Source organism: Nonomuraea sp. NPDC049158 (genome assembly GCF_040648335.1).
Classification (GTDB): Bacteria; Actinomycetota; Actinomycetes; order Streptosporangiales; family Streptosporangiaceae; genus Nonomuraea.
Genome location: NZ_JBEZDM010000055.1, coordinates 16235 through 42106 on the forward strand (window position 1 = coordinate 16235; position 25872 = coordinate 42106).

Below are 25872 nucleotides of genomic sequence, written 5' to 3' on the forward strand. Positions count from 1 at the left end.
GGAGCACCCTTCCAATGACGCCGCGTGCGGAATACCCGCGCCCCCATTTCGACCGGTCGCACACCTGGTCGAGCCTGAACGGCGACTGGGACTTCCGGGCCGACGCCGACCAGCACTGGGACCGGACCATCACCGTGCCTTTCGCCTGGGAGACCCCGGTGTCCGGCATCGAGGCCCACTGGCTGCCGGTCGCCTGGTACCGCCGCCGGGTCACCGTCCCGACCGGCTGGGCGGGGCAGCGGATCGTCCTCCACTTCGGGGCCGTACACCACGAGGCCACCGTCTGGGTCAACGACACCGAGGTGGCCCGGCACACAGGCGGCTACACGCCGTTCGAGGCGGACATCACCGACGCGCTGCGCGACGGCGAGCAGGAGATCCTGGTACGCGTCTCCTCCCCCGCCGACAAGCGGGAGATCGCGCACGGCAAGCAGCGCAGCATCCCGCGCGACGACTTCGACGGCGTGTGCTTCACGCCTTCGTCGGGCATCTGGCAGAGCGTCTGGCTGGAGGCGCGGCCCGCCACCCACCTGGCCACGCTGAAGCTGCGCCCGGCCGAGGGGCTGGACGGCATCGAGGTCGAGGCCCGCGTCGAAGGCCCGGCACCGGCGACGCTCCGGCTGACCGTGCGCGGTCACGGCACGGCGGTGGACGTGGCGATCTCCGATGGGGTCGCGCGGGTCGTGCTGCCGATCGCCGAGCCGCGCCTGTGGTCGCCTGAGGGCCCGCACCTGTACCACGTGGAGGCCGAACTGATCTCGGCCGACGGCACCGACCGGGTCACCGGCTACACCGGGCTGCGCCGGATCGAGGTGTCCGGCGAGGACCTGTACCTCAACGGCCGGCGCCTGTTCGTGCGCGGCGTGCTCGACCAGGGCTACTGGCCGCGTACCGGCATCACCGCGCCCGACGACGCCGCGCTGCGCCGCGACCTCGAGCTGGCCGCCGCCGCGGGCTACAACCTGGTGCGTAAGCACCTCAAGCTGGAGGATCCGCGCTTCATCCACCATGCCGACACGCTCGGCATGCTGATCTGGGCCGAACCCGCCGCCACCGGCCGGTTCTCGGCGGAGTCGGTCGCCGCCTTCGAGGCGCAGATCGCCCCGATGGCCGAGCGTGACGGCAACTCCCCCGCGATCGTCATCTGGGGCCTGTACAACGAGGAGTGGGGCCTGGACTGGGACATCCCCGGCGACCCGGCCAAGCAGGAGGCCGCGGCCCGCGCGTACGACCTGCTCAAGGCCCTCGACCCGACCCGGCCCGCGGTCGACAACTCCGGCTGGGCGCACGTGAAGACGGACCTGCTCGACTGGCACTACTACGACGAGTCGGCCGCCTCCTGGGGCCGGACGATCGCCGCGCTGCTGAACGGCGACCAGGACGACTTCCCCGTCCCGCTCGGCCCCGACTACGTGGTCCGCAAGAAGCTGACCGGGACGCCGTCGCAGCCGTTGCGCGGTCTGCCCAACCTGAACAGCGAGTACGGCACCGGCTTCACCAGCGTGCAGCGGGGCTGGCAGCTGCGCTGGCAGACCCAGGAGATGCGGCGCCACGACCGGCTGGCCGGCTACGTCTACACCGAGATGTACGACATCGAACACGAGTCGGCCGGGCTGCTGGACTTCGAGCGCCGCGCCAAGGACCTGGCCGGGGTGGATCCGGCGCACGTCAACGCCACGACGACGCTCGTCCTGGACGTGGTCCCCGTCGCCCCCGGCCGTGACCTGCTCAGCGAGAGCGGGCGGGTCACGGTCCCGGTTCGGATCTCCCATCACGGCACGGACTCCGTCAGCGGTCACCTGCACACCGCCTGGTCCCCCGTCTTCGGGCCCGCGCCCGCGCGACCGGGGACGGCCGGGGAGCGGGCCGAGGCCAAGCCGTTCCTGCTCGGCGCGCCCGCCGAGGTCCACGCCGAACTGCCCGGCGGCTGGACCAGCGGCCGCCTGCACATCGCCCTCGTGTCCGACGACGGCACCGTCCTGGCCCGCTCCGCCGTCGATGTGGACACCCACATCGCCCCGGTCATCGGCGACGACCCCCAGGCCCGGCCCTGACCGTCCCGCAGGCCCGCCCTTGGGCACAGCCGGAAAACGTCCCGGTGAGATCCGCTCACCGGGCCCCCACCCCAGGAGACACCGTGCGCATCGTACCACCCCCCAGGCGCCCGTTACCGCTGGTGATGGCGCTCACCCTGATCGCCGGGCTGCTCGTGGCCCTGGCCGGTCCCGCCTCGGCCGCCCCGGCCGGGCAGGTGCTCTACTCGCCCAACCTGACCACCTATCCCCAGGGTGACGCCAGCTACCCGAGGGCCGTCCGGCTCGACTATGACGGCTCGCCGAACGAGACGATGCTGGCCACCTTCGCCCGCAACAACCACAACGCGCCCAACGCCTTCCCGATCTACCGCAGCAGCGACGGCGGCCGTACCTGGACCGCCAACCCCATCTCCACGATCACCTCGCACACCTCCGGCTGGGACCTGGGCGCCCCGGTCCTGTACGAGGTGCCGCGCACCGCGAACGGACTGAACCAGGGCGACCTGCTGGCGGCGGGCACGGCCTGGCACGTCGGCGACTTCACCGCCCAGAAGGTGGAGGTGTTCAAGAGCACCGACCACGGCGTCACCTGGACGTGGCTGTCCAACTGCACGCAGACCAGCGGCCAGCCCAACACCGTCGGGCACGGCATCTGGGAGCCGTGGTTCCTGCTCGCCCCGAACAACACCCTGGCCTGCTTCATCTCCGACGAGCGGCCCGCGAACACCCCGACCAACAACCAGGTCATCGGCCACTACACCTCCACCAACGGCGGCCAGACCTGGAGCGCCACGCTGACCCAGGACGTGGCCTTCCCCGGCGACAACCTGGCCAGGCCCGGCATGTCCATCCTCACGCCGCTGCCGAACGGCACGTTCCTGATGGCGTACGAGCTGTGCCGCGACGCCACCGACCCGGACCACGCCTGCGAGGTCTACACCAAGACCAGCCCCGACGGCCTCAACTGGAGCGCGGCCGGGACCATCGTCCGCACCTCCGACAGCCGGGAACTGCTGCACACCCCGTATGTCGCCTGGCTGCCCGGCGGCGGGGCCAACGGCACGCTGCTGATGTCGGGCCAGCGGGTGGTCGCCGGCCCCACCGGCAACAAGACCGTGAACGGCGAGTCGGGCCTGGTCCTGTTCGCCAACACCAACCTGGGCGCCGGCGCGTGGACCGAGATCGAGGCCCCGGTGACCGTCAACCCCACCGGCGGCTACGCTCCCGGGGCTCCGGCCTGCCCCGGCTACAGCTCGCCGATCGTGCCCGCCGCCGACGGCACGAGCTTCCTCTACCTGGCCGGGACCCAGCTCACCGGCAACCAGTGCCAGGTCCGCTACGGCATCGGCACGCTGGGCGGCCCGGTCGGCCAGATCACCGGCCCGGCCACCGCCGGCAAGTGCCTGGACGTCGACACCAACACCAACGCCAACCGCAACGCCGTCCAGCTCTGGGACTGCGGCGTCGCCACCGGCCAGCGCTGGTCCATGCACCCGAACGGCACGATCCGGGCGTTCGGCAAGTGCCTCGACATCGACGCCAACGCCACCGCGAACTTCAGCAAGGTCCAGCTGTGGGAGTGCAACACCGCGGGCGGCCAGCAGTGGCGCAAGCAGGCCAACGGCTCGCTGCTCAACCCGCAGTCGGGCCGCTGCCTCGACAGCCCGCAGGGCGCCACCGCCAACGGCACCCGCCTGCAGATCTACGACTGCAACGGCCTCGACCCGCAGAAGTGGACCGTCCCCCAGTAGCCCCTACTTCACCGCGCCTCCGGTGATCCCCGAGATGATCCTGCGCTGCGCCACGGCGAAGACGACCAGCAGCGGCAGGCTCATCAGGATGATGTAGGCGAAGATCAAGTGCCAGTTGTTGAGGTAGAGCCCGGCGTTGGCCACCTGGAACAGGTTCAGGGGCAACGTGTCCATCCGTCCGCCGATGACGAAGAACGCGTAGAAGACGTCGTTCCATACGTACAGGCAGATGAGGATCGTGGCGGTGGCCAGCACCGGGCGCAACATCGGCAGGATGACCGAGACGAAGACCCGCACGGGGCCCGCGCCGTCCATGCGCGCGGCCTCCTCGATCGACAGCGGCACCGTACGGACGAAGCCGGTGACGAAGAAGACGACGGTCGACAGGTAGATGCCGACGTAGACGCCGATCATGCCGGTGAGGGTGCCGGCCAGGCCCAGCTGGCGCAGCAGCAGCACGATCGTGACCACGGCGGGCGGCAGCACGATGCCGCTGATGGCCAGCGCGTACAGGACGGCGTTGAGCCGGGTGGCCCGGCGGGCCAGGATCCACGCCGCCATGGAGCCGAACGTCAGCACCAGGGCGACGGCCGGGACCACGATCAGCACGCTGCCGAGGAAGGCGGCCGGGATGTCGCCCTGAGTCCACACCTGCGCGAGGTTGTCCCACAGGAGCCAGCGTGACGGGAGCGACAGGTCCGGCGAGAGCGCCTCGGACTGTGACTTGGCCGCCGTCGAGACGATCAGCCACAGCGGCACGCCCATCACGGTGACGACGAGCGCGACGACGGCGAAGGGACGCAGCCGCGCCGCGAGGCCGCTCTGGCGGGGCGGCCGGACCCGGCGGCCGCGGACGCCGTACGCGGGGATGGTCATGGGCGGGCACTCCCGCCCACACGAACGGTCACAGGATCTCCTCCCGCTTGCGCAGGGTCCGGATGACGGGGAAGGCCAGCAGCCCGACCAGCAGGAACAGCACCAGGCTCATGGTGGTGGCCTGCGCGAACAGGCCCTGGCCGAAGGTGCGATAGATGAAGATGTTGAGGATCTCGGTGCTGCGCGCCGGGCCGCCCCCGGTGGTGGCCTGGACGATGTCGAAGCCGTTCATCGAGCCGAGCAGCGCGGTGGCGACGTTGAAGGTCACCGCCGGCGCCAGCAGCGGGAAGCGGATCGACCAGAACGCCTGCCAGGGCGAGGCGCCGTCCATCCTGGCGGCCTCGGTGACGTCCTCCGGCACGGTCTTCAGCCCGGCCAGGTAGATCAGCATGGACAGCCCCATCCACTTCCAGGCGTGGATGACCGAGACCACGACCAGCGTCCAGGTGGTGTCGCCGAGCCAGGCGACGCTGACCGGGTGGCCGAGCAGGCCGCCGAGCAGGCCGTTCAGGCTGCCGTTGGGTTTCAGCAGCGCCTGGAAGACGTAGCCGACCGCCAGCGCCGACATCAGCACCGGGATGAGGAAGAACAGCCGGGCGACCCGGTTCAGCCAGGTGTCGCGCTCCAGCAGCACGGCCAGTCCGAACCCGAACAGGTTCTGGAACAGCGCCACCAGGACGGCGTAACTCACCGTGATGCGCAGCGCGCTGAACAGCGTGCCGTCCGACAGCAGGTCGGTGAGGTTGTCCAGCCCCACGGGGCGGATCTCGCTCTTGAAGCTGGACCAGTCGGTGAAGGCGTAGATGAAGTTGAACAGGGTCGGCAGGAAGAAGAAGACGAACAGGATCGCGAAGGCCGGGATCAGGAACCACATCGGATGCGTGCGGCGCGCGCTGGTGTCGGTCATGTGGTCAGAACCCGGACGCGCCGGCCGCCTTCGCGAGCTGGGCGAACTGCTTCTGGGTCGCGGCGGCCACCTGCTCGGGCGTCAGGCTGCCGGTGATCATGTCGGCCAGGTTGAGGTACAGGTCGGGGTTGGCCACCGCGAGCGCCTGCATCGAGCCGACCGCGTCGCCGAGCGACTTGTGCACCTCGAGCAGCGCCTGCGGCACGCCCGCCGGGCTCGGCACGTCGGCGCGCAGCGAGACGGTCTTCCGGTCGGCGACGAAGCCCTGGTAGCCGGGGCCCATCCAGTACGACAGCAGCTGGCGGGCGGCCGCCTCGCGCTTGGCGTCGCCGGTCCTGAAGGCCACCAGCGCGTTGCTCTGGTCGGGGATGAAGGTGCCCACGTTGCCGGACGGCGAGACGGGGAAGAAGCCGATCTTCTTGTCCAGCGTCGCGGTGTCGGCCTTGGCCTGGAGCTGGCCGAAGAACGAGTTCACCTGCACGGCCATCGCCGCCTTGCCCGACAGCAGCGCCGCGCCCTGGTCCTCGAACTTCGCCGTCTTGATGTCGGTGTTGAACAGGCCCTCGCCGATCAGCGCCTTGTACTTCTTGATCGCGTCCAGGATGGTCTTGTCGGAGAAGGTCTCCTTGCCGGTGTTGACCCGGTCCCACAGGCCGTCGCGGGCGGCGTCGGCGAGCTGTACCTGCACCCACCACTGGGTGGCCCACTTGTCGCCGGCCATCTCGAAGAACGGGGTGACGCCCTTGGCCTTGAGCTTGCGGGCCGTCTCCACCATCTCGTCGAAGTTCTTCGGCGTGGCGGTGACGCCGTTGGCGGCGAAGACCTCCTTGTTGTAGTAGACGCCTTCGACGGCCGGGCTGGTGACGAGGGCGGCGTAGCGGGTCTTGTCCAGCAGGCCGGTGATGTCGCGCAGTTCGGGCGTCATCGAGGCGAGCCAGGGGGCGCCGTCCAGCGGCTGGAGGTTGGTCCTGGCGTTCAGGGCGGTGAGCATGGAGGCGGTCGGCTGCCAGAAGGCCAGGTCGGGCTTGTCGCCGGTGGCCACCTTGGTCTGTACGCCCTGCTCGTACGGGTCCGGGATGGTGACCACGTCGACCTTGGCGCCGGTGGCCTGGGTGAAGGCGTCGGTCACGGCCTTGGGCACGGTGTTGCTGTTCTGGGCGGCCCAGATGGTGAGCGTGGTGCCGTCGAGCCGGCCGGTGGGCGTGGCCCAGGCGGCGGGCTGCCCGTTCCCGGCCGGGGTGGCGGCGGGTCCGGAGGCCGGGTCGCTGCACGCGGCGAGGGTCAGGAGCGCGGTGGCGGCCGCGGCCGTGATCGCGGTGAGTTTCACGGTGTGTTTCCTTTTGGTCCGTGGGGGGGTCAGAGGGTGCGGAGCTTCAGGATTCGGGCGGTCGGTCCGGTAACGGTGCTGGTCACGGACAGCTCGGCGGTCTGCGGGTCCCACGAGTGGCCCCATCCTGCCTTATCGCCCGGGTAGACGGTCTCGACCTGGACGGCGCGCCCGGCCAGGTGGGGCAGCGACAGGACCGAAGACTCGGCGGCGCCGGGGCGGCGCCACAGCCCGAGATGGGTGGTGTCGCCGGCGCGCAGGCCGAGGGCGAGCCAGTGGTCGGCCCAGCCGGGCAGGCCGAGCGGCCAGCACGGCACCGCGCGCACCAGATCGGCGCGCAGGTCGCGGTGCGCGCGTACGCCCGCCCGCACCAGATCGAGCTGGCCAGCGCTCATGGCGGGCAGGTTGCCCGACAGGTAGAGCCGCCCCAGCACGCCGGTGCACATGGTGAAGACGAGCTCCTCGTCGGTCATCTCCGGTTGCGGGTAGGCCCAGTTGGCGGCCTGTTCCGGCAGCATGGACAGGGGCGCGGCCACGGCTATCGGCGGGTAGCGCAGGAAGTCCTGCTGGTCGCTGGTCGACTGCAGGTTCAGCCGGGACAGCAGCGCGTAGTCCATGCGCATCGCGCCCGACGCGCAGTTCTCCAGAACGAGGCCGGGGTGCCGGTCCAGGACGCCGTCCAGCCAGGCGAGGTGGGCCCGGTTGCAGGCCAGCAGCCCGGCGCCGGCGCTATCGGCGTGCAGGTCGGTGCCGGCGCCCGGGTTGATGTTGTAGTCGAGTTTGAAATAGCCGACACCGAGCTCCTCCACCAGCCGGTCCACCACCTGGTCCAGGTGCCCGGTGGCCGCGGGGTGGCGCAGGTCCAGGTGGTAGCGGCCGTGCTCGGCCACGCGCCGGCCGCCGCGCTGCAGGAACGCCTCGGGGGGCAGCTTGTCCGCCATCGGGCTGCGTACGCCGATCACCTCCGGCTCCAGCCACAGCCCCGGCGTCATCCCGCGGTCCCTGATGTGACCGAGTACCTCCTGGATGCCGCCGGGAAAGCGGGTCCGGGACGGCTCCCACGCGCCGACGCTGTCCCACCAGGCGCCGTCGTCGTCATACCAGCCCGCGTCGACGCAGAAGATCTCCGCCCCGGCCGCGGCGGCGGCGTCCACCAGCGGCAGCAGCTTGGCCGTGGTCGGGTCGCCCATCAGGGTGTTCATGTAGTCGTTGAACACGACGGGCAGCGCGGACCTGTCGGGGTGCGGGCGCAGCAGCGCACGGCGGTGCGCGGTGAGTGCGGCGACAGCGCCTTCGAGCCCGTCGTCCGAGACGGCGACCGAGACCGGCACCGTGGTGAAGGACTCCCCCGCCGCCAGGGTCTGGCTCCACTGGTGGTCGGCGTCGGTGGGGCCGGTGGCCACCACGTACACGCCGTCCAGCCGCTCACCGGTCTCCCACCCCCAGGCGCCGTTGTGCTCGATCTGCCACAGCCAGGTCTGGCCGGTGCGCCGGTCGGCCAGCCCGCCCATCGGCACGTACCGCCCGCTGGACCAGGTGCCGGTGCTGCTCAGCGCGAACCGGCCGCGCCCGTGCTGGCCGTGCGCGGCCAGGCCGAGGTCGGCGATGTGCTCGCCGAGCGGCCGCCTGCTCCACCTGCTCTCGCCCAGCCACTCGCTGTCGGCGGACAGGACGTCCACCTCGCTCACCGGGCGGCCGAGGAACCCGCCGGCGAAGGAGGACACGGCGAGCAGGAGCACCGGGTCCGTGCCCTGGTTGGTCACCCGTACCTGGGCCTGGCAGGCGGCCACGCCGTCGAAGGAGCGCAGCGTCAGCTCGGCCGCCAGCCCGGACACCTCGTCGCGCAGCTCGACGCGCAGCGTGTGCCAGTCGCCGTCGCGGCTCTGCTCGGCGCCCGCGTACCGCAACCGGCAGCCGACCGCCGTCTCCGACAGCCGCTGCGAGGCCTTGGCCCGGCCCTCGCCGGGGATCAGCACCTCGACCAGCGGCTGCGACAGACGGGACGGCTCGCCGCCGGGCGGTCCCAGCCTCTGGAGGGCCACCGGCCGGTCCGGGTGGATCTCCACCACCGCCGCCAGGGCGCCATGTCCCCAGCGCAGGGTCTCGACCACGTCGGCAGGCTTCACGTAACTCTCCTTCGGTTGTGCGGCGGTTGTGAGATAGGCGTCAGCCGAGAGCGGCCGCGACCTGGATTCGGTCGACGTCGGGGCCGTACGCGGCGGCGTTGCCGAACTCGATCGTGTTGGCGCCGGCCCTGAGGTCGGCGGTCATCACGGTGGTGCGGAAGTTCGACCAGCCCAGCGTGTTGCGGAAGTACACCCGGGTGGACGTACCGCCGTTGACGCGGATGTCGGCGTAGCGGTCCACGATGTTGGTGTTGTAGTTGGACGCGCCCTCGCCCAGCTCGCCGTTGGCGTAGGTGATCACCACGCGGTAGCGGCCGGCGGCCGGGGCGTTGACGCCGGTGAAGCGCAGGATGTTGGCGGCGCCCTTGCCGATGTAGCCGACGTACGAGCCGCCGGACGCGGCGCCGTTGGCGCCGACCACGGCCGTGCCGCCGAGGACGTTGGCGCCGCTCTCGGCCTCGTAGGCGGTGACGGTGCCGGAGGTGGCCGTCACGTCCAGGTAGTCGAGGTTGACGGCGTCGCGGTCGTCGGTGGTGAAGGCGTGCACGCCGACCCGGTTGACGCCGGCCTGGAGGAACACCTTGGTCGTCACCGTGTTCCAGGTGTTCCAGTCGGCGGTGCCCGGCAGCGTCAGGTCGGTTAACGCGGTGCCGTTGAGCACCAGGCGGGCGGCCCGGTTCTGCGGCGCGCCGGTGTACGGGCCCGCCGAGTAACGCAGGCCCAGGTTGTAGTAGCCGTCATTGGGCGCGCTCACCACGAACGTGGTCGCCGCCGTGTCGCTGGCGCCGTAGCCCTCGGAGAAGGAGGTGCCGGAGTAGCCGGTGTTGGGACCGTAGGTGACGCGGGCGGTGCCGCCGAGCGCCGCGTACTCGGCCTGGTAGCGGGTGGCCGGTCCCGCGGGCGTCAGGTCGGTGTTCGGAGTGACGATGACCTGGTACGCGGCGGCGCCGTTCAGTCCGGTGAGCGGGACGGTGATCTGGCCGCCCGAGACGGTGTAGTCACCCTCGTGGATCAGGGCCGGGCCCGGGGAGGCGTTGAGGCCGGTGCTGTTCACTCCCCACACCGTCACGTGGACCGAGCTACCGAGGTAGGGGGCCGAGGCGATGCCCTTGACCACGACGTCGGCGGCGTAGGTGTCGCTCACGTTGAGCGAGCCGCCGAAGATCACCCGAGCCTGCTTCCTGGCCGGGTCCAGGGCGGCCAGCCCCTGCAGGGAGCCGTTCCTGGTGGGCGGGGTGACGGTGACCGTGTGGCCGGTCAGCTCGCCGTACCACTTGTAGAGCCACCACCCGCCCGTGGCCTGGTTGTTCCTGGTCACCAGGTCGTTCAGCGCGCCGGCCGTGGTCCAGAAGGCCAGGCAGGCGTCGACTTTGCTGTTCTCGAACCGGGTCACGTACTGGACCAGGTTGCCGGGCACGCCCAGGTCGCCGGAGTAGCGGGCGTACTCGTTGATCACGATGGGCCGGGGGCTGATGCCGAGGCTCGTCTCGATGGCCCGATAGTCGGCGTGGTGGTCGTACCAGCTGGTAAAGAAGTCGTTGCCGAGCTCGTGCCAGGTGAAGACGTCGGGCAGCACGTTGTTGGCCTTGGCGTAGGTGAGGAACGCGCGGTGGTCGGCCGAACGGTAGGACGAGAAGTTGGGGCCCGCGATCCGGGCGCCGGGGTCGATCGAGTGGATCTTCTGGTAGACGCGCTTCCAGGCGTCGAGCAGGCCGTTGAGGTTGCCCTGGTACCAGATCTGGTCGGGCTCGTTGAAGGGCACGTACACGTACGACGTCCGGTACGGGTCCGCGACGATCTTGCGGGTCATCGTGTCGACCTTGGCCAGGTAGTCGTCGATGCCGAGGTTCTCGTACGGCCATTGGCGGTAGACGTCCTGCATGTAGACCTGGATGTCACGGCCGCCGGTGCGCTTGAACATGGGCGCGATCTGGAGGGCGTCGCCGTTGGGATGCTGGAGGCCGTCGGGCGCCTTCTGCGCGGTGACCTGGGGCTTGAGGGCCGCCAGCATGGTGTCGTTGGGGATTCCGTCGTTGCCCAGGCCGTACAGGAAGCCGGTCGCGCCGTACTTCAGCGGGCCCGTGTCCGAGGCGAGGTCGACGACGAGGGCAGGGGACGCGGCCTGCGCGGGGGCGGCGGCGCAGAGGAGAGCCGAGACGAGCGCGGAGACGACGGTCGTGACACCCAGGAGCCGGAACGAAGTCAACGGGAGTACCTCCTGCCGGGAGAGGAGCGGCCATGTGACCGGTCACATGGAGTGTGAGCGGTCACATGGCAGGAACGGAAGGGCCCTTTGCCGGATTGTTACGCGCCGGTTTCGGGCGCGGTCTCAGGTTCGGACGCGTCGCGATCTCGGGAAGCGCGGATTCGGCAGGTGCGCTCTCGGCGGGCGCGATCTCGGCGGGGCCGTCTCAGGAGGAGGAAGCGGCGGCGGTGCGTGGGGGTGCGGTCGACTCGCGCACGATCAGGCGGGGCGGGGTCAACTCGGTCTCGGGCTGCGGCTGGCCGGTCAGCTCGGCCACCGCCGCCAGGAAGCACGCCCGCCCCAGCCCGACGAAGTCCATCCGTACGGTGGTCAGCGCGGGGATCCAGAAGGCCGAGCCGGGAATGTCGTCGAACCCGACGATGCTCACGTCACCGGGCACGTCCCTGCCCGCGTCGTAGAGGGCGCGGCGCACCCCCTGGGCGATGTCGTCGTTGCCGCACAGCACCGCCGTGACGTCCGGATCACCGGCCAGCCGTTGCCCGGCCAGGTAGGCGGCCCGGATGTCCCAGCCGGAGGCGACCACCTCGGGGATCTCGGCGCCCGCCCGCGACAGGGCGTCGCGCCAGCCGGCCTGCCGACCACTGGAGCGCCCCTCGGACGGGATGGCCACGTGGTGCACGGTCCGGTGGCCCAGGGCCAGCAGGTGCTCGGTGGCGTCGGCGGCGGCACCCCGCTCGTCCAGCGCGATCGTGACCCTGCCCGTGTCGGGCGCCACCGGCTCGGTCGCGGCGATCGCCGGTATGTCCGCCGGCAACGCCTCCAGCACCGCCGTACCCGCCGGGTCGAACGCGATGACGACCAGCCCGCCCGCGCTCGGGTCGCTCACGTAGTCGACGGTCTGCTTGATCTCGGCGGGCGAGTCCGACTCCACGACCCTGACCCCCACGGCCAGGCCCTCGGTCCGCGCGGCCTCCTCGATGCCCTGCAACGTGGAGGCGTAGCCGTACAGCATGGTGTTGGACGTCACCACGGTGATGCCCGGAGCGCGCCCGAGGCCGAGCGCCCGCGCGGCCCGGTTGGGGCGGAACCCCAGCGTCTCGATGGCCGCGCGCACCGCGGCCCTGGTGTCGGGGCGCACCCGCGGCGAGTCGTTGAGCACGCGCGAGACGGTCTGGTAGGAGACGCCCGCCGCGGCCGCGACGTCGCGGATGCTGGGCACGGCCCCTCTGCGGGCGCCGGAGCGCGGCTCGCGCCGAGGGCTCGGACTCACGATCACATCGTAAGGCTCCGCCCCGGCTCACCTGCCCGCCGAGAGCTGTGATCGGGTGGCGTGGCGGTCGGGCGGGTGATAAATACCCCTATGTACCGGACAATGTTGGATGCGGGCAGCCGGCCGGCGGTTCGGAGCGCATCATGGGGGCAAACTCGCCGTGCTCGGCATCGGCAGAGGAAGGAACGCGCATGGAGGTGGTGTCGGTAGGCACCGTGACCGACGGCACGCTGGAAGTGGTGCTGCGCGGCGACATCGACTTCACGAACGCGGCCTGGGTACGGAGCGCGGTCTCCGCCGCCGTGCTCGACCAGCGCCCTTCCGTGGTGTGGATCGAGATGAGCGAGGTCGCCTTCATCGACTCCTCCGGGATCGGCGTGCTCGTGGACGCGATGAAGGCGTCCGCCGAGGTCGAGGCGGCCTTCAGCGTGCGGCACCCCACATCTCGAGTCTTCGACCAGCTGCGCATCACGGGGCTGCTGTCCGCGTTCGGTCTGGCCTGAGGAGGGCCGGGCTGAAGACGGCCGGGCTGAAGAGGGCTGGGCTGATGAGGGCTGGGCTCCGCCGTGGTCTCCGCTCCGCGGCCCCGCCCTGTCCTGCCCGCGCCGGTCGGGGCGGACGAGCCGATGAGTGAACCCGCCGAAACCCTGGAGACGCGGTACGACTTCGACTTCGGCACGCTCGTGCTGCTGCGCCGGTTGGTGGAGCGGTACGCCGCGCGGCACGGTCTCACCGGGCGAGACCTGTACCGGTTCGTGGTGGCGGTCAACGAGATCACCACCAACGCGGTGCGCCATGGCGGCGAGCGCGGGCGGCTCAGCCTGTGGCAGGCCGGCGGCCGGCTCTACTGCCGGGTCACCGACAACGGCCCTGGGCTGGCGCGGCCGGACTCGCAGGGCCACCACGCCGTGCCCGCCGACAGCAGCAGCGGCCGAGGCCTTTGGCTGGCCCGGCAGTGGGTCAGCGAGCTGACCATCGAGAGCGACGCCAACGGCACCAGCGTCACCTTGGAGGCCGCCACGCCGCAGCCAGACCACCTCTGAGCAAGATCATTTAGTGAAGTGAAGATTCTTCGATACGTTCAGAATAATCCGCGTCGGTCTCACGCTGCCACTGGGGAAGAAGATCGACGCGCGGGCAGTGTGGTGCTGGAGGCGATGCGGGCCGAGAACCGCGACGGCCTCGCCCACGCCCTGCAGGTGATGACCGAGCACTTCGGCGAGCTGCGTTTCCTGCTCGGCTCGGTGCTGGACGGCTTCGACCGGCTCATCGGCTGGCAGGTCAGCCAGGGCGCACTGTTACGCGCCGGCACCCAGACCGCTCAGCAGCAGCTTGCCGAGCTGACGTTGATCAGCGACATGATCGCCTGGCTGCCGCAGTCCGGTCCCGCACCCGTCCGTACGCTTCGGTCGTCCGTAGCCGGGCCGCTCCGGCTGCCCGTATCGGGGGCTTGGCCGGGCAAGCGCGGAACAATCCGCGTGCGGCTCCAACTCTCCGGCCCCGAATCCGTCATGTCCGAGACGATCAGCGACCGAACCCCGTCGGCGATCATCGTCACACCGTCCGCCCACAGCGAGCAGGAGGTGAGAAGGCCTCACCCCTTACTCGACTTCTGTGCAACCGTATCTCAGGTCGTCTGATTTATGACTTGCCGCCCCAGGGGTCAGGCGTTTGGGGACGGTCGGACGTAGAACTTCTCCCACGCCCCGGCGGTATCCGCGCGCGCCCGGAGCATGCCGTAACCGCTACCCTCGTAGGCATACTCGGCACTCACGTATTTGTTGTTCTTGGAAGACTTGATGGCGCACAGGCTTCCGGTGCACTCGAAACGGAACTTCTCCTAGTCTCCGACGCCGGTCGAGCGTGCCCGGAGCATGCCGTAGTCGGCGCCTGAGTAGTCGAGCTCGGCGCTCACGTACTTTTTTGTCGTCAACGCAGCGATGACGTAGTTCGTATTGTCGAGGTTGCAGAGCTTAAAAGTCTCCGAGCTTCCTAGCAACGCCGCCGTAGCGGTAAGCATGCCCTCCTTGTATCCCACTTCGCTGTTTCTGGCACTCCAGGCACGGCTTTTTTCCTGGGATATGATGCCTACCCACTCACATTGGCCGGCAGCGGGAGTGGGGGCCGTGTCGGCGATCGCCGCAGGCGTTGCGGCCGGCACGACCGTCCCCACCGCTAACGTCATGCCGAACGCGCGGAAGATATTCCCGAAGTTCATTTCCCTGCTTTCTGCGATCGTGGTGGCGCATCGATCGCGCCCTGTCCATCGGATGCTGCCAGGAGGGAGTGGATTTTCACTGAATGCACCCTAAGTTCATTGCTTGGCCCGGTAAACTGATAATCAACTGCGACATGAGATCGTACGGGCGGTAGTCGGCTCTGCGAGTGCCGGGAATCGCATCCGACGGTCCCACCTGTAGTCCTTTGATGTGCGAAGATCATCTCTTAAGCGGGCGCTCAAGCAATGTTGTGCAGTCGCTCAATCGAGTTGAGCGAGAGGCGATAAGCTGGTTTTCCTGCCCGGCCGTCGGTGTTCCGGCCGGTGCGAACAGCACTTTGTCTCAGCCGGCTCTGTCCGGTGAGTGCCCGAAACTCGTGTCCGGTGCCAGAACTGATACAGAGGGTCTGCCGGCCAGGCACCTGGAAGATCGTTCATGACGGAGTCGAGTTCACCGGCGCGGCCGGCGTCAAAGTGATCCGATACCGCTACTGGGGGCACGGGATCCCAACCCCCTGGACCCCGACACCGGCAGCCGCCCAAAGCGGCTGACCACGGCAACGACACGTGGAGCGCCCGGTGCGTGGAGACGCGCACGCCGAGTGCGGCGGGCGGGCCGGGGAAACCCACCGTGAGCAATTACGGTAGGGCGCCCCGGTCCGACCCCACAACGAGCAGCTCGGGTACGGCAAGCCGCGACTCAGTTGATCAATGAGTACGGCGGTTGGAAGGGACTTCGAAGATGAGTCCGAGACCGTCCTCTTCGTCCCAGTCTTCGCCGACTTGGACGAAGCCGAAGCCGGCGATCGTGGCCAGGGACGCCACATTATCGGGACTGATCGTCGCACGTACGGTCTTGACCGCCGGTTCGGCCGCGGCCCGACGCAGCAACTCGATCAGGATAGCTCGGCCGTACCCCTGGCGACGGAAGTCAGGAGCAACCGCGTAGCCGATCTCTACCATGCCCGCCTCATCGGGCGGTCCGTGAAACCCGGCATGACCGACGACGACACTTTCAGGCCCCGTCACCGCCTGCCGCGCTATCCACGGTGCGTGGCGGGGATCGGCGGCCATCTGGTCGATCCGAATCCGCCACAGCCACCGTGCTCTGTCTGTCACGAAGTACTCAGTCAGCGCGACCCCGGCCGCGTTGCTGGCTGCGGGCAGATCCCCATCGAGCAGAGCGGACAGCGCAGTGCTCGACAACTCGACGAAGCGCACGTGCTTCGAACTGGTGGGGAACGACCTCTGGCGATCGGCTTCATCTGTCACGGTGCGGATGGTCGCAGGATGTCCAACAGACGTCCAACGATTTTCGAGTGATCAGCATCCACCTCCACGACGAGCACCGACCCGTTGAGAGATCATGTCGGGACGTTGACCACCAGCCAGTTGGTCAGCTTGTCGGCGTCGGCGACGCCGCACACCGATAGTCCAGGTGCTCCTGGGCGCCAGCACGCCGGACCCGCCGATGGGGTTCGGTCTGGCCGCGGAGGTCCCGCCTCGCAGTATCAGCTTGAGCCCGGCGACCGGCTGCTGCTCTAACGACCGCCAAGCCACCGACGAAGGGTGATCTACAGGACGTCCTCCTCTCAGTCGGGCTCATCGGGGTTACGCAGCGGCCGGACGCCGGCTGAACCGAGGTCGGGCAGGGCGAAGGAGTAGGTGCCAATCACGTTGATGTGCTGGCGGACGAACGGCGACAGCCGGGCAATGTCTTCGCTGGCCAGCGAGTAGCCCTCAGCCTGAGCCGTTCCAGGGCCCGGTCCATGTAGAAGGTGTTCCACAGCGTGACGCAATTCAGCGCCAGGCCGAGCGCGCCGAGCTGGTCCTCCATACCTTTGTAATAGCGCTGATACGGCTCGCCCTTCTTGCCGTGGAAGATCTTCCCGGCCAGCGCCGATGGCGGTGTTTCATAGGTGGCCGTCTGTGAAACGGGCCGCCGACGCCCATGGCGGTTGCCGCCATGGAGCATAGATGGCCGTGCCAGCGCATGCACCGCCCGCCGAAGGTGTCGTACGGCATTCACGCATCAGGCGCCGCCGGTCGGCAGGCGCAGGTAGGAAGGCAGGTCGGGTGGCGGAGGGCCGCCGTGGAGCGACAGGGCGGCTGTGGCGGCGGAGAAGGCCAGGATCATGGCGGTGACGATGCCGACACCGGCCAGCAGGGTCACCATGCCGTGCCGTGCGGGGTGAGGGCTGAGGAGGGTGAGGTGACCTTGGCGGTGGCGGCACAGCAGCAGCGCCGCCGGGCCGATGAAGGTTGTGCCGATCAATAGCGGGTGGGTGAGCGGGAATTGGTACCAGTGGCCGGCGAACAGTGATACCTCACGGATGGCGTAGGGGTAGGCGAAAGCACCGGAGCGGATCCAGAGGATCTCCACGGCGGTATCGATGAGCGCGCCGGCCAGGGCACAGGTCAGGTACGTGGGCACCGGCCCTGCTTTGGCTGACCAGGGCGGAGTCGACGCCCTCACCGACCGCCGTGACGATGCCCCCGACGCCGTTGCCCGGGATCATCGGCAGCTCCCGCTTGAACGGCGACGGCGCGCCCGACCGGAACTGGGTCTCCACAAAGGTGATGTTGCCGTAGGCGACGTCGATCAACACCTGCCCCGGCCCCGGGACCGGATCGGGCGCATCTCCAGGTACGAGCACCTCGGGCCTGCCGAACTCCTTCAACCACACCACGCGCACGTTGCTCTCCCCTGTTCGGTTGATGTCGTCCCCAGCCTGCAATCTCAACCGAACTCGAGCCCGCGATCACCAGCACCACTCGACCGCAATGTCGAACTGGTTGCCGTGCCGTTCTCCTTCATCGACGCCATTCACCCCGGCATCAAGTGGGTCTACGCTGTACGCACGGGTAACGGGCAGTTGCTTGCTCATGGTTTTGGAAGATCTCGACCCCTGCCTGTTACTGGGCTGCACCACCGCCGAGACGCGCGAGCGGTTCTTCATCGAGTTCCGCCGCGCCCTGCGCAGGCTTCCTCGACGGCCCGCATCCCTGGCCCGTAGCCAGTCCTCCCAAGCCCGTTCCGCACCCGCTGACCGCGCACCACGGTGAGCACTCGCCCGTAAGGGAAACCCAGATGCCCCTCACGCTCCCGCAGTTCACCATCAAACCGCATCCTCACCTGCGTCCTGATGCCGAGCGGCAGCAGATTCTGGCCGCGCCCGGCTTCGGCCGGTACATGACAGATCACATGGTCACCATCAAGTGGACCGGCGAGGCGGGCTGGCATGACGCCGCACTGGGCCCATACGCCCCGCTGACCATCGACCCGGCCGCCACGGGGCTGCACTACGGCCAGTCGATCTTCGAGGGGCTCAAGGCGTACCGGCAGCCGGACGGTACGGTCGCGCTGTTCCGGCCCGAGGCCAACGCGCACCGCTTCCAGGCGAGCGCCCGCCGGATGGCCATGCCGGAGTTACCCGTCGAGCTGTTCATGAAGGCATGTGAGCTGCTCGTGAGTCAGGATCGGTGCTGGGTTCCCGACGCCGATGAGCACTCTCTGTATCTGCGGCCGCTGATGTTCGCCACCGAGAGCACGCTCAGCGTCCGGCCCTCGGCCGAGTACCTGTTCCTGCTCATCGCCTCCCCGGCCGGGTCGTTCTTCCCCGACGGCATCAGACCCCTGTCGGTGTGGATCGCCGAGGACTATGTACGGGCCGCCCCGGGTGGCACCGGCGCCGCCAAGTTCGCCGGGAACTACGCCGCCGCGTTCCTCGCCCAGAATGACGCCGCCGAGCACGGCTGCGACCAGGTGGTCTGGCTCGATGCGGTCGAGCGGCGCTGGATCGAGGAAGTGGGCGCCATGAACCTCTTCTTCGTACGCGGCCACGGCCCTGCCGCCGAGATCACCACCCCCGCCCTCACCGGCTCACTCCTGCCCGGGATCACCCGCGACTGCGTCCTCACCCTCGCCCGCGACCTCGGCCACCCCGTCAGCGAGAGCCGCATCAGCCTGGAGGAGTGGCAGACGGGCGCGGCGGACGGCTCGATCACCGAAGTCTTCGGCTGCGGCACCGCCGCTGTCATCACCCCCGTCGGCCGGGCCCGCACACGCACCACCGCCTGGCAGATGGCAGACGGCCGGCCCGGGCCCCTCACCCTCCGGTTGCGCGAGAAGCTCATGGCCGTACAGACCGGCCGTGCCCCCGACCCGTACGGCTGGGTGCACCATCCGCGCACGACAGCGCACTGACCTGCGCGAAGGACGCCATTCCCTGGGGTGGGCTCCCATGTGTACGGCTCTGTCGCCGTCGGAGAGTGCCGTCCGGAGACGCGGTGCGCCATGGCGGCGAGCGCGGGCGGCTCAGCCTGTGGCTGGCCCGGCAGTGGGTCAACCGGCTGACCATCGAGAGCGACGCCAACGGCACCACCGTCGCCCTGGAGGCCACGCCCCCGCAGCCGAACCACCCCTGAGCAAGCTGCTTTAGCGATGCGCAGCGTCATCTTCGATACGTTGAAAAATATCCGCGTCGGTCTCACGCTGCCACTCGGGAAGGTCCTCCCAATCGGCCACATAGGACGGCTTTGGAGTTTCAATGTGCTTATGGATTTGAGCGATCCAGCACAGGGCCACGAAGCGGCCTCTCTGGTCGCGGGTCAGCTTTGCGGTGCTGCCAGCACTAACCTCGACGAAGGTCCGCACTTGGATGTAGACAGCGGCAGCAGCTTGGCGTTCCCACTCGGGCGTCTCTTCCCATGGAGTGATGTAGGAAGGCTTGGGCTCGCCTGGGTAGTGCTTGTTCACCCCAGCGATCCATGCTTCGCGGAAGGCGCGGCCCTGCTCGTCCGTCGCAGTCTGCATCATGGTCCTCTCAGTGTTGGGCGGGGGCCGACAGGCGGGTGATGCGATCGTTCAACTGGACCACCCGCTTGTCGGCGAGAAGGGGTTGGAGCTGCTTTTGGATGCCGTGGAGCTTGCGGCCGACGTATCCGGCGGATTGCGTCTGCTCGGCCACATCCACGGCGTGCCCCGCGTGATGCAGGAATTGATCCATGTTGCGGAGTTGAATGCCGAGGGCTGCCAGGTCGATGAGGAGGCTGCCACGGCGCCGAAGCGAGGTGGCCTGGTTGAGTGCCGCGAGGAGTGATGCCTCGGCGAGGTCTGACTGGCCGAGAGTGAGATAGCAGGTACCGCGTTCCTCAGCCAGGCGGGAGCCGTCGAAGCGGAGCCAACCTCCAGGGCTGACGGGACCTGCGAGGTCGAGAACCTGGTCGGCGGTGTCAAGGGCGCGTTCACAGGCTGCTCGGTCGCCGTCTCTGGCAAATGCCTCGGCCTGTACGGCGGCGACCCAGTGCCGCGTGGACAGTTGGCTGTCGCCTTGCTTGGCGATACGGGCAGCCGCTGAGAGCACCGCGGTGGCCTCGGGGTATTCATGGTCGTACATGTTGACGAACGCCTGGCGAGTGAGGGCGCAGGCCCAGCGGTCGTAGCAGCGAGCTTCGCGGCCGGCGGTCACGGCCATGGTGTAGCAGTAGGTGGCGTCGGTGTAGCGGTTGCTGTCGAAGCAGATCTCTCCCGCAAGCTGGAAAAGGTCACAGGCCAAGACGCACAGTTGCCGGCGGGCTCGTGCTGAATGGGACTGGTCCAGCTGCTTGACGAGAAGCTTCAGCTGGTCATGGACCAGCGGGTAGACCAGGCGCTTCGACTTGGACAAGGCGAAGACCTGCCAGAGGTGGCTGCTGAGCAACGCGTGCTGTTCGAGGTCGTCGGCTTCGTCGGCTTGGTCAGCCCAATCCTGGATGTGGGCGTTGGCCGGCGGGGGAAGCACCATGAGCGTGCCCGCGATGCTCAGCAGGCGGAGGAGTTCACGACGGTACATGTCGTCAGCTTCGCCCGTCGGCTGGGGTTCAGTCACGACCTGGCCGATGACGACCGGTGTCGAGGTAGAGGCGAGAGAAGGCTTCTCGGGTTCTTCACAAAGAACCAGGAGATGATCCAACTCGTCCGGGGTGACCTTCAGAAGATCGCAGATCTTGGGCCGGATGTACGGGCAGGGCTCGGTCTTCCCCAGCTCCCACCGTCCCGCGGTGGTCCGGTCGATCCCAAGCTGATCGGCGAAGAATTCCTGACTGTAGCCGAGCGCCTTCCTTCGATCGGCGAGGCGTCTGCGTTTGCCCGCCACAGCGCACCTCCGCCCACGTGCGGTCCCGTCAAGGGCAGCGTACGGGACGTGCCCGCTCAGCGGCTGCGATGCCGCATAGGTGCCGCATGGATGCGTCACTGATGCCGTGGCCTGCGCCGTTGCCGCGCGGTTGGCTAAGAGTGCTCGCCGGGACTTCGATCGGAGGAGATCAAGTGCTCATCGCACGCCCCGAAAGCAATCGCCTGCCCGCAGATCTGTTCCCGGGATCGCCAGGCATCGATGTGGAAGCGGCTGAACGAGCCGCCGCTGCCCTCCTCGCGGCCATCGGCGTGAGCGGTGACGGCGAGGCCGCCGATCGGACACTGGCCCGGATGGTGGCAGGGCTGGCGGAACTGCTCGGTTGCCCGGCGTGGGAGTTCACTACGTTCCCCGATTGGCAGCACGAGCTGGTGCTGACCCGTGATGTGCCGTTCACCTCGCGGTGTGCGCACCATCTGCTTCCGTTCTCGGGGGTAGCGCACGTGGGGGTGCTTCCCGCTACAGGGAACGCCGGATGAACGGGGGGATGGCGACGGTGATCCGGCCAGGCGAGACAAGCAAGACGTCGCCCGCCCTGCTTGCCGGGGTCGGGGGGATCAAGCTGCGCAACTCGCGCCGAGCGCTCCCCATCGGCGGCAACGACAGAGATCAGAGCACAGGTGGGGAGCGGGAGTGCCTCGACTACCTCGGAAGCGGCCGGGCCGAAAGAAGCGGGAGATGAATCCGATCATGCTGGCGGCGGTGTCTGGCTTTCCCCAGAGCCAGGAGGAGGGTGAGCTGCTCGTGCGGTTGCGCGACGCGCTCACGAGGCTCGGCGTCAATGCCGACCTGCGGGACAACAACAGCGCGCTTCTGGTGCGCAAGCCTGAGCCGGGGCTGCCGGTATGGGTGTTCATCGGGTACGGCGGCGCGTACTTCTCCTGGCAGAGCGCTGAGAAGCGGCATCCGGTCGATGACGTGAAAGGTGCGGCGAGCGTCTTGGCGGAGTACATCGCCAAGTAACCGGCGGGCGCGGCGGGGCGGTGAGTCCCCGTTCGGAGGGGGACGAGGCAGGTCCTTCCCCGCCTCGTCGCGCCTCATCGTCCGGCAGGTGGTCGAGTCCACACCCCTGGAAGGGTCGCCCCCGTCCCTCCGCGACTGCCTGCCGGGCCTTCTGCTGCTTGTCCGCGCGTGGCCGAGGTGGACAAGGACGCCCGCATGCAGCAGCTCACATGGGCCATGCGGTCTGGGGGTAACTGCACTGGAAATGCAACCGGGCGGCCTTCCTGATCACAACGATTGGCGAGTCCACCCAGGTCATTGATGGTAGGGCGCCCGGGGCTCGAACCCGGAACCTACGGATGAGAAATCCGCCACGCCGAACCGGCCGCGCCGAAAGAAGGTCAGCCGACCGTGCCGGGTGCCAGTTGCGTCTCTACGGCAGTCACCGCGTGGGCGCGGTGGGCGGCCAGGACGAGCACCACGGCCTGCGCTGCGCTCGGCCGCCGCCGGCCCGGCGTCGGTGAGGCCATCCGTGATCAGGAAGCTCGTGCTTCACCACGACGCCGAGGGGCCGGCGTCGCGGTTGCCGAAGCTCACCGACGCCGAGTGGGCCACCGTCGCCGCCGAGTTGCCGGGCCTGCTCGCCGAGCTCCGCGAGCGCCCGCGGCCGGCCGCCACCGCCGGCTGGGGCTCCTTCGGCTGGACCGCCAACGACCAGATCGCCGGCGTCAGCCCTTGACCGCGCCGGCGCTCAACCCCTGGACGAGAAAGCGCTGGACGTACGCGAAGAGCACGACGACGGGCGCGACGGCGATCAGGCCCCCGGCGGCGAGAGCGCCGAAGTCGCTGCCGAACTCGCCCAGCAGGTAGCTCAGGCCGACGGGCACGGTGAACCGGTCCTGCGAGCTGATGAACATGATGGCGAACAGGAAGTTGTTCCACGCGCTGATGAACGCGAAGGACCCGACGGCGACGATCCCGGGCTTCAGCAGCGGCAGGACGACCGCGCAGAACGCCCGGATACGGCCGCACCCGTCCACCTGAGCCGCCTCCTCCAGGGTGACCGGCACGTTTCTGATGAAGCCCGCCATGAGGACGAGGGAGAGCGGCAGGTGGAAGACGGTGTCGGCGATGATCAGGCTCCACAGGCTGTTCGTCAGATAGAGCCCGTTGAAGATCTGGAAGAGCGGGATGAGCATCATGGCGCCCGGGATGAACTGCGTGCACAGCATGATGACCAGGAAGACGTTCTTACCCGGGAAGGTAAGGCGGGCGAGCGCGTACCCGCCGAGCATGCCGATCACCGTCGACACGACGAGGCTGGCGACCGCGACGGCGATGCTGTTGCGGAAGTAGACGCCGAAGCCCGAGCCCTCCCAGACCCTGCTGAAGTTCTCCAGGGTGATGGGCCACGGCACGAGGGCCGTGGAACCAGTCGGCCGGAAGGCGAACAGCACCATCCAGTACAACGGGACGAGCGTGAAAAGCAGGAACAACGTCAGCGGCAACCACAGCATCAGGCGGTCGCCCATCGAGCGCCGTCGCTTGCGGGCCGCGTGCCGCCGGGTCGGTGGTGCAGCCGGCGCCGGGGCCTGCCCGACGTCGTCGCGGGTGGCGAGGCTCACTTGCCCTCCTTGGGATCGCCGGAGCTGATGCGGAGGCTCACTTGCCCTCCTTGGAATCGCCGTTGCTGATGCGCAGGTAGACCATGGACGCGAAGGTCAGCAGCAGGAACGCCGTGACGGTGAGCGCGGAGCCGTAGCCGAAGTCCTGGTCGTGGATGGCGGTCTGGGCCACGTAGAGCGGCAGTGTGGTCGTCGAGCCCGCCGGGCCGCCGGCGGTCATCGTGTACAGCAGGTCGACGTTGTTGAACTCCCACACCGCCCGCAGCAGCGTGGCGATGACCACGGCCTTGCGGATGTGCGGCCAGGTCACCGACGAGAACCGGCGCAGCGGCCCGGCGCCGTCGACGTTCGCGGCCTCGTACAGCTCCAGCGGCACCGACTGCAGGTCGGCGAGGATGAGGATGGCGAAGAACGGGATGCCCTTCCACAGCTCGGCGATGACCAAGGCCCAGAAGGTCGTGCCGGGCTCCGACAGCAGGGAGGTCCCGTACTCGCCGATGCCCATGGACGCCAGGTAGTGCCCGATCCCGGTGGTGGGGTTGTAGAGCAGGATCCAGATCGTCGTCGTGAGGATGCCCGACACCGCCCATGGGCTGAAGGCCAGGGCGCGGGCCAGCCCGCGGCCCACGAAGGTGCGGTTCAGCACCAGCGCCAGTGCCAGGCCGAACACGAACTGCAGCCCCACCTCCACGAACACCCACTGGGCGGTGAAGCGCAGGCTCCGCCAGAACACCTCGTCGGCCAGCAGTGCCCGGTAGTTGTCCAGGCCGGCGAACCCGTCGTCGAGGGGCCGGGTGAGGTTGTGGTGGCGCAGGCTCTCCCAGAAGACGCTGAGCACGGGATAGAACAGGAAGACCAGCACCAGCACGACGGCCGGCGCGATCAGCAGGTACGCGTGCCCGGCCCGGGACCCGGTGGGGCGGCGCGCCGCGGGCGGGCGGCGCACCGGTTCGGCGGTCGTGGAGCTCATCCGTGCTCCTTGTCGTACTTGCGCTTGGCCGTGGTCAGGGCCGCGGCCGCGGCGGTGAGGAAGTCATGGGGCGTCAGGCTGCCCTGCAGCACCTTCTGCCACTCCGGAAGCAGGTCGGTGACGGTGATGGAGCTGAATTCCGGCAGGTAGTAGGGCTGTTCCAGGGTCACGACGCCGGGCTTGGCGGCGGCGTCCAGCGCGGCCTTCATGGCGGCGTTCTCGGTCACCCACTTCTCTTTCGCGACCGTCTTGTTACCCGGGAGGTATCCGGACTTCTGCGCCCAGAAGCTGTTGCCCTCGGGCTCCATCGTGTACGCGAGGAACTTCCAGGCCTCCTCCTGGTGCTCGCTCTTCTGGAACATCGCGAACCCGGTCGTCATCCAGCCGGTCAGCACCTGGTTGTCCGGCCCGGGGAAGGGCGCGACGGCGCCGACCTTCTCGGCTCCCAGGGCGGCGACGTGGTTGGGGTAGGAGCCGATGCTGTGGCTCAACATGGCCGCGCCGCCGTTGCCGAACTGGGCCACCATGGTCTTGAAGTCGGCGGTCAGATCACTGCGCGCGGTCTGCTTGCCGAACAGTGCCACGTACTTCTCGCAGGCGGCGATCACCGCGGGGTCGTCCAGCGTGGAGGACCCGTCCTCGCGGAAGAACGTGCTCACGCCAGCGCGTGGATAGACCATCTGCACGAGCTGGCCGAAGAAGCCGTTGCCGCCGCGCAGCGTGTAGCCGAAGCGGCCGGAGGAGGCGTCGGTGAGGCGGCTCGCGGCCGCGTCGAAGTCCGCCCAGGTGGCCGGCGCCTTCAGCCCGGCCTCCTTGAACCAGTCGGCGCGATAGTAGATCACGTCGGCGAGGCTGGTGGTGGGCGTCAGGTAGAGCTTGCCGTCGGGGGCGGCGGCCCGGGAGGACTTGAGCATCTGCTCGGAGATCTGCTGTTCGAGGCCGGCCTTCTTCAGGCGTTCGTCCAGGGGAGCGAGCGCGTTCTGGGCCACCAGGGCCGCGAGGTCGGACGCCTTCGGGGTGAGCAGGTCGGGCGTGGAGCGCGTCGCGATCGCGGTGTTGATCTTCTGCATGTACTGGTCGGTGGGCAGGCCCAGGTAGTTGATGCGGATGCCGGGGTTCTTGGCCTCGAACATCGAGATCAGCTTCTTGAGGTTGGCCGTGCGCTCCGGGCGGGTGTCGGTGTCCCACAACTGCAGCGTGACGGCGCCGCCGCTGCCGCCGCCTGAGTCGCCGCAGGCGCTCACCGCGGACGCCAGTCCCATGGCGACGCCGGCCTGTGCCGCCGTCCGGATGAAGCCGCGCCGGGACAGGGCGTGCCGGCCGAGGACCTCGGCCGGATGCTGCTGACGGGTCATGGGTCTTTCCTCTCGTTCACCAAGAACTGCGCTCCGCTGTGCGGTTGCCATACGGTACATGAGATATGAGATTTAGGGTATGGTCGG

At 69.0% G+C, this 25872-nt stretch carries 27 protein-coding genes; 10 read left to right on the plus strand and 17 right to left on the minus strand.

What is annotated here, in order from left to right; translation table 11 throughout:
- Window positions 1-14: 14 nt before the first annotated feature.
- Window positions 15-2054 carry a sugar-binding domain-containing protein gene (locus AB0B61_RS53425; protein WP_358449301.1) on the plus strand — a complete coding sequence of 680 codons (2040 nt, stop codon included), beginning with the start codon at window positions 15-17 and terminating at the stop codon, window positions 2052-2054.
- An 83-nt stretch (window positions 2055-2137) separates the two neighbouring features.
- A complete protein-coding gene (locus AB0B61_RS53430) occupies window positions 2138-3787 on the plus strand; it encodes a ricin-type beta-trefoil lectin domain protein (RefSeq protein ID WP_358449303.1) in 1650 nt (549 codons plus the stop codon).
- Between the two features lie 3 nt (window positions 3788-3790).
- Here the strand turns inward: AB0B61_RS53430 and AB0B61_RS53435 are convergent, their stop codons facing one another.
- From AB0B61_RS53435 to AB0B61_RS53460, 6 genes are all read right to left on the minus strand, one after another.
- Complete coding sequence (locus AB0B61_RS53435) at window positions 3791-4663, minus strand: carbohydrate ABC transporter permease (RefSeq protein WP_358449305.1); 873 nt, start codon at window positions 4661-4663, stop codon at window positions 3791-3793.
- Between the two features lie 28 nt (window positions 4664-4691).
- Window positions 4692-5570 (minus strand): sugar ABC transporter permease, encoded by an 879-nt coding sequence (locus AB0B61_RS53440; RefSeq protein ID WP_358449307.1) that lies wholly within the window; start codon window positions 5568-5570, stop codon window positions 4692-4694.
- 4 nt (window positions 5571-5574) lie between these two features.
- On the minus strand, window positions 5575-6897 hold the full coding sequence (locus AB0B61_RS53445; protein WP_358449309.1) for an extracellular solute-binding protein: 1323 nt from the start codon (window positions 6895-6897) through the stop codon (window positions 5575-5577).
- A gap of 29 nt (window positions 6898-6926) precedes the next feature.
- Window positions 6927-9023 carry a glycoside hydrolase family 36 protein gene (locus AB0B61_RS53450; protein WP_358449311.1) on the minus strand — a complete coding sequence of 699 codons (2097 nt, stop codon included), beginning with the start codon at window positions 9021-9023 and terminating at the stop codon, window positions 6927-6929.
- Window positions 9024-9063: 40 nt separating this feature from the next.
- A complete protein-coding gene (locus tag AB0B61_RS53455; RefSeq protein ID WP_358449313.1) occupies window positions 9064-11229 on the minus strand; it encodes a CBM35 domain-containing protein in 2166 nt (721 codons plus the stop codon).
- A 205-nt stretch (window positions 11230-11434) separates the two neighbouring features.
- Window positions 11435-12499 carry a LacI family DNA-binding transcriptional regulator gene (locus AB0B61_RS53460; protein ID WP_358449315.1) on the minus strand — a complete coding sequence of 355 codons (1065 nt, stop codon included), beginning with the start codon at window positions 12497-12499 and terminating at the stop codon, window positions 11435-11437.
- A gap of 191 nt (window positions 12500-12690) precedes the next feature.
- On the opposite strand from AB0B61_RS53460, the gene AB0B61_RS53465 reads away from it, so the two are divergent.
- From AB0B61_RS53465 to AB0B61_RS53475, 3 genes are all read left to right on the plus strand, one after another.
- Window positions 12691-13002 carry an STAS domain-containing protein gene (locus AB0B61_RS53465; RefSeq protein WP_358449317.1) on the plus strand — a complete coding sequence of 104 codons (312 nt, stop codon included), beginning with the start codon at window positions 12691-12693 and terminating at the stop codon, window positions 13000-13002.
- 123 nt (window positions 13003-13125) lie between these two features.
- Window positions 13126-13542 carry an ATP-binding protein gene (locus tag AB0B61_RS53470; protein ID WP_358449319.1) on the plus strand — a complete coding sequence of 139 codons (417 nt, stop codon included), beginning with the start codon at window positions 13126-13128 and terminating at the stop codon, window positions 13540-13542.
- Window positions 13543-13656: 114 nt separating this feature from the next.
- Window positions 13657-14139 (plus strand): hypothetical protein, encoded by a 483-nt coding sequence (locus tag AB0B61_RS53475; RefSeq protein WP_358449321.1) that lies wholly within the window; start codon window positions 13657-13659, stop codon window positions 14137-14139.
- 200 nt (window positions 14140-14339) lie between these two features.
- Here the strand turns inward: AB0B61_RS53475 and AB0B61_RS53480 are convergent, their stop codons facing one another.
- From AB0B61_RS53480 to AB0B61_RS53500, 5 genes are all read right to left on the minus strand, one after another.
- Window positions 14340-14717, minus strand: a complete 378-nt coding sequence (locus AB0B61_RS53480; RefSeq protein ID WP_358449323.1) for a hypothetical protein — start codon at window positions 14715-14717, stop codon at window positions 14340-14342.
- 708 nt (window positions 14718-15425) lie between these two features.
- Window positions 15426-15989 carry a GNAT family protein gene (locus tag AB0B61_RS53485; protein WP_358449325.1) on the minus strand — a complete coding sequence of 188 codons (564 nt, stop codon included), beginning with the start codon at window positions 15987-15989 and terminating at the stop codon, window positions 15426-15428.
- A 400-nt stretch (window positions 15990-16389) separates the two neighbouring features.
- Window positions 16390-16692, minus strand: a complete 303-nt coding sequence (locus tag AB0B61_RS53490) for a Tn3 family transposase (RefSeq protein WP_358449327.1) — start codon at window positions 16690-16692, stop codon at window positions 16390-16392.
- 57 nt (window positions 16693-16749) lie between these two features.
- Window positions 16750-17151 (minus strand): spirocyclase AveC family protein, encoded by a 402-nt coding sequence (locus tag AB0B61_RS53495; RefSeq protein WP_358449329.1) that lies wholly within the window; start codon window positions 17149-17151, stop codon window positions 16750-16752.
- Window positions 17152-17479: 328 nt separating this feature from the next.
- A complete protein-coding gene (locus AB0B61_RS53500; RefSeq protein WP_358449331.1) occupies window positions 17480-17605 on the minus strand; it encodes a hypothetical protein in 126 nt (41 codons plus the stop codon).
- A 203-nt stretch (window positions 17606-17808) separates the two neighbouring features.
- Here AB0B61_RS53500 and AB0B61_RS53505 point away from each other — a divergent pair, with 203 nt between their 5' ends.
- The gene (locus AB0B61_RS53505) at window positions 17809-18924 is read left to right on the plus strand and encodes a branched-chain amino acid aminotransferase (protein WP_358449333.1); all 1116 of its coding nucleotides are present in this window, start codon (window positions 17809-17811) and stop codon (window positions 18922-18924) included.
- 65 nt (window positions 18925-18989) lie between these two features.
- Window positions 18990-19145 (plus strand): hypothetical protein, encoded by a 156-nt coding sequence (locus AB0B61_RS53510; protein WP_358449335.1) that lies wholly within the window; start codon window positions 18990-18992, stop codon window positions 19143-19145.
- A gap of 10 nt (window positions 19146-19155) precedes the next feature.
- On the opposite strand, the gene AB0B61_RS53515 is transcribed toward AB0B61_RS53510, so the two are convergent.
- Window positions 19156-19536 carry a hypothetical protein gene (locus AB0B61_RS53515; protein ID WP_358449337.1) on the minus strand — a complete coding sequence of 127 codons (381 nt, stop codon included), beginning with the start codon at window positions 19534-19536 and terminating at the stop codon, window positions 19156-19158.
- A 7-nt stretch (window positions 19537-19543) separates the two neighbouring features.
- The gene (locus AB0B61_RS53520; protein WP_358449339.1) at window positions 19544-20854 is read right to left on the minus strand and encodes a helix-turn-helix transcriptional regulator; all 1311 of its coding nucleotides are present in this window, start codon (window positions 20852-20854) and stop codon (window positions 19544-19546) included.
- Window positions 20855-21027: 173 nt separating this feature from the next.
- On the opposite strand from AB0B61_RS53520, the gene AB0B61_RS53525 reads away from it, so the two are divergent.
- Both AB0B61_RS53525 and AB0B61_RS53530 read left to right on the plus strand, forming a co-directional pair.
- Window positions 21028-21372, plus strand: coding sequence for a GTP cyclohydrolase I (locus AB0B61_RS53525; RefSeq protein ID WP_358449341.1), 345 nt, complete (start codon window positions 21028-21030; stop codon window positions 21370-21372).
- Window positions 21373-21571: 199 nt separating this feature from the next.
- Complete coding sequence (locus AB0B61_RS53530; RefSeq protein WP_358449343.1) at window positions 21572-21856, plus strand: hypothetical protein; 285 nt, start codon at window positions 21572-21574, stop codon at window positions 21854-21856.
- Between the two features lie 380 nt (window positions 21857-22236).
- Here the strand turns inward: AB0B61_RS53530 and AB0B61_RS53535 are convergent, their stop codons facing one another.
- On the minus strand, window positions 22237-22365 hold the full coding sequence (locus AB0B61_RS53535; RefSeq protein WP_358449345.1) for a hypothetical protein: 129 nt from the start codon (window positions 22363-22365) through the stop codon (window positions 22237-22239).
- 2 nt (window positions 22366-22367) lie between these two features.
- Here AB0B61_RS53535 and AB0B61_RS53540 point away from each other — a divergent pair, with 2 nt between their 5' ends.
- Window positions 22368-22574, plus strand: coding sequence for a hypothetical protein (locus tag AB0B61_RS53540; protein WP_358449347.1), 207 nt, complete (start codon window positions 22368-22370; stop codon window positions 22572-22574).
- Here AB0B61_RS53540 and AB0B61_RS53545 read toward each other — a convergent pair.
- The 3 genes from AB0B61_RS53545 to AB0B61_RS53555 are packed head-to-tail and all read right to left on the minus strand — an operon-like array spanning window position 22564 to window position 25785.
- The gene (locus AB0B61_RS53545; RefSeq protein WP_358449349.1) at window positions 22564-23460 is read right to left on the minus strand and encodes a carbohydrate ABC transporter permease; all 897 of its coding nucleotides are present in this window, start codon (window positions 23458-23460) and stop codon (window positions 22564-22566) included. The genes AB0B61_RS53540 and AB0B61_RS53545 overlap by 11 nt on opposite strands.
- Before the next feature lie 37 nt (window positions 23461-23497).
- Window positions 23498-24430: a sugar ABC transporter permease gene (locus tag AB0B61_RS53550; RefSeq protein WP_358449351.1), complete on the minus strand. Its 933-nt coding sequence runs from the start codon at window positions 24428-24430 to the stop codon at window positions 23498-23500.
- Window positions 24427-25785, minus strand: a complete 1359-nt coding sequence (locus AB0B61_RS53555; RefSeq protein WP_358449353.1) for a sugar ABC transporter substrate-binding protein — start codon at window positions 25783-25785, stop codon at window positions 24427-24429. Before AB0B61_RS53555 ends, AB0B61_RS53550 begins: the two co-directional genes overlap by 4 nt.
- Between the last annotated feature and the right edge of the window lie 87 nt (window positions 25786-25872).